The 7,363-nt window shown below is 37.2% G+C and carries 8 protein-coding genes and 1 pseudogene; 1 reads left to right on the top strand and 8 read right to left on the bottom strand.

The genetic code is table 11. The annotated features are described in order from the left end of the window. Positions 1–1,595 (bottom strand): M3 family oligoendopeptidase (locus tag DBX25_RS04445; RefSeq protein ID WP_240620148.1); only part of this gene is annotated, 1,595 nt, incomplete at its 3' end. A 197-nt stretch (positions 1,596–1,792) separates the two neighbouring features. Between DBX25_RS04445 and DBX25_RS04440 the strand changes: the two are divergent. After that, positions 1,793–2,158, top strand: a pseudogene (locus DBX25_RS04440) (sigma-70 family RNA polymerase sigma factor); the annotation flags it as partial. 11 nt (positions 2,159–2,169) lie between these two features. Here the strand turns inward: DBX25_RS04440 and DBX25_RS04435 are convergent. The 7 genes from DBX25_RS04435 to DBX25_RS04415 all read right to left on the bottom strand — a co-directional run bounded on the left by DBX25_RS04435 (position 2,170) and on the right by DBX25_RS04415 (position 7,102). Further along, positions 2,170–3,657 (bottom strand): recombinase family protein, encoded by a 1,488-nt coding sequence (locus DBX25_RS04435; protein ID WP_108669568.1) that lies wholly within the window; start codon positions 3,655–3,657, stop codon positions 2,170–2,172. 161 nt (positions 3,658–3,818) lie between these two features. Continuing rightward, the gene (locus DBX25_RS20500; RefSeq protein ID WP_157950887.1) at positions 3,819–3,977 is read right to left on the bottom strand and encodes a hypothetical protein; all 159 of its coding nucleotides are present in this window, start codon (positions 3,975–3,977) and stop codon (positions 3,819–3,821) included. 38 nt (positions 3,978–4,015) lie between these two features. Further along, a complete protein-coding gene (locus DBX25_RS20495) occupies positions 4,016–4,168 on the bottom strand; it encodes a hypothetical protein (protein WP_157950885.1) in 153 nt (50 codons plus the stop codon). Between the two features lie 10 nt (positions 4,169–4,178). Next, positions 4,179–4,808: a M23 family metallopeptidase gene (locus tag DBX25_RS04430; RefSeq protein WP_108669567.1), complete on the bottom strand. Its 630-nt coding sequence runs from the start codon at positions 4,806–4,808 to the stop codon at positions 4,179–4,181. A 1-nt stretch (position 4,809) separates the two neighbouring features. Further along, entirely contained in the window at positions 4,810–5,265 is a 456-nt protein-coding gene (locus DBX25_RS04425) for a hypothetical protein (RefSeq protein ID WP_108669566.1), read from the bottom strand. A 12-nt stretch (positions 5,266–5,277) separates the two neighbouring features. Continuing rightward, entirely contained in the window at positions 5,278–5,868 is a 591-nt protein-coding gene (locus DBX25_RS04420) for a replication-relaxation family protein (RefSeq protein WP_108669565.1), read from the bottom strand. After that, positions 5,795–7,102, bottom strand: coding sequence for an FtsK/SpoIIIE domain-containing protein (locus tag DBX25_RS04415; RefSeq protein WP_108669564.1), 1,308 nt, complete (start codon positions 7,100–7,102; stop codon positions 5,795–5,797). Before DBX25_RS04415 ends, DBX25_RS04420 begins: the two co-directional genes overlap by 74 nt. Positions 7,103–7,363 lie beyond the last annotated feature (261 nt).

Below are 7,363 nucleotides of genomic sequence, written 5' to 3'. Positions count from 1 at the left end.
ATACCGAGCGAGAATAAGAAACCGAAAGTATATGGGAAATTGTAGAATGGCACACCTGTAATATAAAAATGTAGTTTTGATGCCCAGAATGTCGGATGGTATTCAGACAAGGCATCTCCATATGCTTCTTTTTGTGCTTCAAGCATCAATTCATTTAACTTGGTAGCACTAACCATACCCTTCTTCCGTTCTTCGTAAAATCTCGTTTCGAATAGAAATCTAGCATGGATATTCATTAATAATGCTACTGTACGTTGAATTTTATCTTCTAGCAATGTCAATTTTTCATTTTCATTTTTCGCTTCCTTCAATGATGCATCCGAAACCACCATTTCCGCGAACATTGATGCAGTTTCCGCAACGTTCATCGCATACCCTCTATTTAAAGGATGAGTTCCTTTAAGAGCAAAAGAATGGTAGGCATGACCTAGCTCATGCGCAAGGGTTGAGATATTAGAAGGTGTACCTGAATACGTCATAAAGATACGGGATTGTTCATTTTCAGGGAATCCAGTACAAAAACCTCCCGGACGTTTGTTAGGACGATCTTCAGCTTCAATCCATCTGTCTTCAAACGCCTTTTCAGTGAACGAGGTAAGTTTTTCCCCAAACTTAGCGAAATGTTTCAGTATGAATTCTGCTCCTTCTTGGTAGCTTACTGTAGATTGCTCACTTTCAGTAAGAGGTGCGTCTAAATCACTCCAGCTCAACTTTTCCACTCCAAGCAATTGAGCTTTTCTATTTAAAAATTTCACTAGAGGCTCTTTGTTTTCCGCAATAGTACCCCACATACTCTCAAGGGTTTCTTTTTGCATTCTGTTTATCTCTAATGGCTCTTTAAGAACCTCTTCCCATCCACGTTTCTTATAGACTGAAAGGCGGAATCCTGCTAGGTGGTTCAATGCCTTTGCAAATAATTCCTCTTTATCACTCCATGCCTTTTCCCACTCAGTAAGGATAGCTTGTCGAACTTCTCGTTTTGGATGTGAGAACTTATTGGAAGCTTGACCAACAGATAGGTGCTCTACTTTTCCATCTGTTTCAAATGGTATCGTAATAGTTCCTACGATCGTATCATACAATTGGCCCCATCCATGATATCCATCGACTCCCAATTGGGTGATTAATGTCTCTTCCTCAACCGAAAGCTTTTCCTTAGCACGGACTCTTCGTTCATTTAAAATAAATTGAAGTTCACGTAAAGGGTCTGTATTGATTAATTCACCAAATACTTGATCATCAATCTTTGTTAATTTTTCATCTAATTTAGTTAAAATATTTTGGAAATAAGCACTGCTTGCCGTAATTTCCGCTCTTAATGTTGAAGCCTTTTTGTCTTTGGAGTTTTGAGCTTCCAAGCAACTAACAAATGCACCAGCCTGACGTAATTTACTGTACGCCTTTGCAAATTGATTTAGAATCAATTCCAATTCAGCCGCATCGGATAAGCTATTAGAAACTTCCCATTGATGAAGCTTTTCTTCAAATACACTTAAATCATCCTTCACTGCAGTTAGAAATGATTCAAATTCTTTTGATTCACTTCCCCCTTTAAAAAACACCTCTAAATCCCATACAGGCGAATACGTTTTCATATGTACATACCTCCTAAACTGCTTCCAATTATATCTCATTTTTCAGAATTTTTCTATTTTATTGCACCATAAAAATTACTTTATCCTCAGTTATGACAATAAAATGTAAAAATAATTGAGTAGTACAGACACGATTCAACAACTATTTTCATAGGTATTACTTATAGGCGAATGTCTAATAAATCGGGGGTGAATTTATGCCGGACATTCTTACTGCGCTCGGCTATTTGGTGAAGGAATTATTTTTTCTGGTGTCGTATGTAAAAAATAATGCGTTTCCTCAACCTTTATCATCTAAAGATGAGCAAAAATACTTAAAGCTTATGGCTAACGGAGATGCAGAAGCCAGAAACTTATTAATTGAGCATAATTTAAGATTGGTTGCACATATTGTGAAGAAATTCGAAAATACAGGAGAGGATACTGAAGATTTAATATCCATCGGGACGATTGGATTAATCAAGGCGATTGAAAGCTATTCAGAAGGAAAAGGGACTAAGCTAGCAACCTATGCGGCAAGATGTATAGAAAATGAGATTTCGATTACAATAAGGGGGTGCAAAATGATACACCCCTAAAACAAATAAATGCTTACGTCTCCTTCAGCTGAGACTACAATTTCCTTCACACACTTATTGATTATATATTTTTGTTCTTCCCTTGGTACGTTATCACCATGTTTTAAATACATCTCTTTTGCTTCTTCAAATACACTATCATTTACAGATTCACCTTCTGTTAATTCCTTTTGCAATTGGTTATAATATAAGGTGAGTTCTTGTTCTTTTTCTTGTAATGTTTTGATTTGGTCCTTTATTTCTTCTAAGTCCAAATCATCATCCAGGCTGACTAACGTGATCAGACGTTTTCGGCCTTTTTTATTTTTCTCTAATTCTTCTTCGATTCTTTGCATCTCATTTAAGATATGTCGCTTTCCTTTTTCTTCTTCTTGATATTCATAAATCGATTCTGGGTTATTGAATATCGATACTACATGTTCCCAAACAATCTTATTTAACTTATTTTCGGACATTTGCTTGCCGCAGCCTTTTGTCTTAGCTCCAGCATAATTCTTCCTGCATTCATAGATATAAAAATTTTTCCCGTGCGAAAGGGTCCTTCTACCAGTCATGGTAGATCCGCATCGGCCACACCGCACTAAGCCAGAAAGCAAATAGTCATGTATTCCGTTTTTTGTACTTCTTCTTCTTCCTTCTTTCAATAATTGTTGTGCATACTGGAATTGATCTTCATCAATAATGGAAGGAATCTTCATTACCACCCATTCTTCTTCTGGTCGTATGGTTTGAGAAGCAGCCTTTCCAGATTGCCTTTTTACATACATTCCTTCTGTGTTGTATCGGTTTTGAATGTATTTTCCTGTATACGCTTCATTCATGAGGATTTGACGAACTACTTGACGATGCCAAACTTTCGCGCCATTTTTAGTAGGGACCCCTGTTTCCGTAAGGTGGTTGGCAATCCCGTTTACCCCTTTGAACTTATATGAGGAATCTGTGTAGTAATCGAAAATCATCTTAACTATTTTACTTTCTTTTTCATTGATAATTAGCGTTGCTTTTTCTTTATCGTAAAAATATCCAAATAGTTTTGAATCCTTCACAACCTTTCCTTTTTTAGCTTTTTGTTTTCTTCCACCCATTGTTCTTTGTTTGATTTTAGCTTTTTCAAATTCCGATATGGCTCCACGCATAGAAAAAAACAAATGGCCTTCAGGCGTATTTGCGTATTCCCCATTTACAAAAGTTAATTGAATTCCTTGTTTTTTAAATTCATCATCCAAAAATAATTGAATCATTAATTTGCGTGAAAGTCGGTCAGGATCATAACAAATAATTTCTGTTATTAACCCAGCGATAGCATCTTCTCTAAGCTTTGTTAATGCTGGCCGTTCAAGGATTTCTCCTGTATACCCATCGTCTACATATTTTAATACATTCGAAGTCCCGGCTTTTTTAACACAATCTTCAATCTGGCCGTCTATACTGTATCCCTTTATACTCTGTTCTTCTGTGCTCACTCGAACGTAAATTGCTTTCAAGACGTTTCTCCTTTCTGTATTGTTGTACTATATAATGATAACAATCTTGAATGTTTTTGTCTGTATAAGGTCCTCTGATAATTTTTACCTTCATGATAATCACCTCTTTACAAGGTATGAAGATAAGGGCTGTCCTTATTTATATAAGAAGAAAAGACATCCTAATGGATGCCTAAAAAGGTTTTGACATGGTAAAGACCTGTGCGTAGCTGTTTCTTGAATCCTCTTTTCTTAGGTTCTCTGATAATCACTTGGACCTTCTTCGGACAGCTCACTATGACAGGTTTACCTTTTACCATTTCAATGACTACTGGACGCATAACATCATCCTCCTTTTACTAGGAAAGGCTCCGCACTGTTAAAGTGCCGAGCCGATTTGTTCTAAGGATTCAATTGATAGTCCTGTAGCCTGTGACTCTCCGCAACAGTTGAAGCAATTGACCGAGGTGTATACGTTCCATAGTGTGTAGGTGTATTCCTGGCAGAATGAACAGTAGTATTGAAAAAACATAGTATCCCTCCTATATGACAGCAATTGCCCCCATCACTAACACTATTCCTACACCAGCTGTCGCAAGCGAGCGATGGACCATGCTAAGGAGACCAAAAACACCAAAGCTAACCCCCACCAAGACAGGTAACGCCAACATATAATTCGAAAGCCAATGCTCAAACCCATGACTAAACATTTTTTCAAGTGTATTCCTCCCTACATCTAATAAAGTTGGATAGTCATTGTTTGCGACTGATCCATTTTCTAAGAAACGACTCCACCAAGATGAATTGACGGTCTGATCTACGACTGAAGTAGGGTCAATAAACTCTCCATCCTTCTGTAAGGCAAAGTGTAAATGTTCGCCTGTAGAACGCCCTGTATTTCCACTGTAGCCGATGATTTGCCCATCATGGACTAATTGCCCTACCTTTACTTTTACATCGCTTAAATGACCGTATATACCTTGTGTACCATCTTCAAAACGAACAGATATTCCCTTTCCTATATTCGTGCTGCCATCGTATACTTTTTCAATAATTCCATCCTGAATGCTCCGTAATGGTGTCCCCTCTTTTAATGCGATATCCACCCCAGTATGAGGGTTAGGATGGATACTGCTGATTTCTTTGAATTTGGAAGTAATTCGGACTATCATCTTACATCGCCTTCATGGCATCGACTAGGATATTCAAAACTAATGGAGTCATTTGAACGAGTACATACCCTAATCCGGCTTTCTGCATCATGCTAAATCCTTTTTCACTTTGGTTGATCATGACCATGATTGCGCCACCTAATACGACTACCATTGCAACAGGGTAAGCGAGAGATTGAACTAACATAATGAGAGGATCAAAAGCATGAAGCATTTTGTCATACATGGCATCGGTTGGAGCTAATACTGGAAGGGATTCGGCAGCCATAGCAGGAGTGGATTGCATGAGTGGAGCAAAGGCTAGTGGTAAAAGTGATAGTCCGAATGAGACTGTTGCAGTTTTGGCTTTTTTGGCTGTGTGTACTTCGTAAGGTGATAATGAGTCGATGACCTCTACTTGATTATGGCGGTTCATGAATTCCTTTACTGACCATTTTTCTTCTTTACGTCTAAACATGATGGTTCCCCCTTAATAAAAATCTTTAGCCATAAAAACTTGTGTGTCTAACCCTTTTGACAGTGACATGATTTGTTTCCGTCTTAATTCTGTTGTGGTGATCCAGACGAATTTAGGAGGGATTTCAAATACTCCTGATTCGATTAATTTTCTGTAACGCTCTATCTTCCCTTTGTTTTTGGTCATTTTCTGTGTGTGGTCTACTTCTACAATATGATATCTCTTTTCACGTTGAAACAGTGCATCTGCTATCACCTTCACCACCTTTGGGACTTCTAGCTTTATTTCATTTCTCCAAGTAGAAGGGCACCCATAAGCGATAAAAAGAGAATTTCTCATAATGTAGTGTCTAGCCTGTGCAGTTTTCTTCAAGACTTTGGTTGCTCCTACTCGTTCCCTTCCTTCTTTATTAAGATAATAGATATACTCACCATCTTTAAAATGACTCAAAAATTCGCTCATTCTCTGCAATACTCTTGAAGCGTTACGGTCTGTTCCTAAGTTGTGAAGTATTTGCAATTGGGATCTATTAAGATAGTCCAGTTTCTTCAATGATAAGAGTATGTTTTCTTCCCTTTGCTTCCAGGTCACTTCTCGTTTCATTCATGTCAACCCTTTCCTTTCTCGGTCTGATGTTGATGTGAGGTTGTATCGTTTTGTTTATATTGTCATTTGTGATATAAGGCGTTTGCACCTCAATTAAACCTAAATCTTTGTATAAAGCTCTGCCTTGTATAGGAGGAAGTTTTTCTGCCCCACCTTGATCTAATACCACCCCACTAGCTGTTGCGGTATCTAAGACAAAAGATAATCTGCCAATACAGTTTCTTTTCACTTGGGAACTTACTGTTTCGACTGTTGGGTATTGTGTGGTATAGATTAATCGTAATCCTGCAGCTCTTCCTTTCCTGGCAATATCTTTTAATAGCTCTTGGCAATCCTTATTGTCTGCCATGTCTGCAGCTTCATCTATAATGATGAAATGCCTTTTAGCAAATCCTGCATCTTTAACATTGGAATGGCCTTTATCCAATAATATTGCTGTTACACGTTTCATTTCATCAACTGCTGATTGCAGGGCTTCTTTTGCTTCCTCTACATTGGTTGCGTAGGCTTTCACCTGTTTTAACTTCCTATATCGGTTGAACTCTAAACCACCTTTTAAATCAATAAGCGTAAAGGTTACGTCATCTGGTTTATTAATAAGAAGGGTATTAATAGTGCAGTTTACCCAATTGGATTTCCCAAAATCAGTTGTTCCGGCCACAATGATATGTGCTTTCTTTTCAAAATCATGAATGATTAATCCACTTCGACTTTTTCCTACAGGCACTTTCCACCCTGTAGTCATTCCAGGTTCAAAATCATATTTCTTAGGCAAAGGTTCATTGTAGACACGGATTTTCAACACCCCATCATAAGACATTTCAATTTCCTTTTTGAGTGTCTTTTTCTTGTTCAATAATTTCTTGATGTTTTGTATGATGGTTCGGTCAAGTTGCAAAGTTTTAAGATCTTGAAAGTTAATGTCTAAAATGGTTTGCTTGTTATTTAATCCATCTTGTAAATGACTTTTTTTATCTTCAAAATCCTTAAAACTTAATCCTAGGGGAATTCGATAAGCGTATTCTGTTCCTACTATGTCTTTCCCATCTTTGATTTTTGATTTTCGTAATAACTGCATATTGCGTTTCTTTTTATCCTCTGTAATCGTCAATCCGTTGTTGTTGCAAATTCTCTGAATTTTTGCTGCATCATCTCCCCTACCGTTTTGTTTTAAATAAGAATAACCAGCCAAACCACCAGCAAAGATTGATGTTGTAATCTCAAATAACATTCAGCCACCACCACCCTTAGATATACGAAGTATAGTCCTTGATTGAAAGACTCATTTTAAAATCAAAAAACTTTGACATTGCTATAAAAAAGGAGTCTTTTTAAAAGTCTCTACAAGAAATCTGAAAAGACTACTAGAATCGACAGTTAGAAGGTTTTTTAATTGGTCATTTGACTAGTTTTTTAAATAGTATTCTGATTAGACATTTTTATTGCGTGTCCTGCACAAAAAAATAGGCAAATTTGCAAAAGAAATTGTGAA

The organism is Peribacillus acanthi, from assembly GCF_003073175.1.
Classification (GTDB): domain Bacteria; phylum Bacillota; class Bacilli; order Bacillales; family DSM-1321; genus Bacillus_BN; species Bacillus_BN acanthi.
The sequence above is the reverse complement of the archived record's forward strand: the minus strand, read 5'-3'. Positions and strand labels throughout refer to the sequence as shown.

Excerpts from the sequence above, each read along its gene's own strand:
- DBX25_RS20495 (WP_157950885.1), bottom strand. The coding sequence starts at position 4,168 with ATGTTTTTTCAATACTACTGTTCATTCTGCCAGGAATACACCTACACA.
- DBX25_RS20500 (WP_157950887.1), bottom strand. The coding sequence starts at position 3,977 with ATGCGTCCAGTAGTCATTGAAATGGTAAAAGGTAAACCTGTCATAGTG.
- DBX25_RS04420 (WP_108669565.1), bottom strand. The coding sequence starts at position 5,868 with ATGAAACGAGAAGTGACCTGGAAGCAAAGGGAAGAAAACATACTCTTA.
- DBX25_RS04415 (WP_108669564.1), bottom strand. The coding sequence starts at position 7,102 with ATGTTATTTGAGATTACAACATCAATCTTTGCTGGTGGTTTGGCTGGT.
- DBX25_RS04430 (WP_108669567.1), bottom strand. The coding sequence starts at position 4,808 with ATGATAGTCCGAATTACTTCCAAATTCAAAGAAATCAGCAGTATCCAT.
- DBX25_RS04425 (WP_108669566.1), bottom strand. The coding sequence starts at position 5,265 with ATGTTTAGACGTAAAGAAGAAAAATGGTCAGTAAAGGAATTCATGAAC.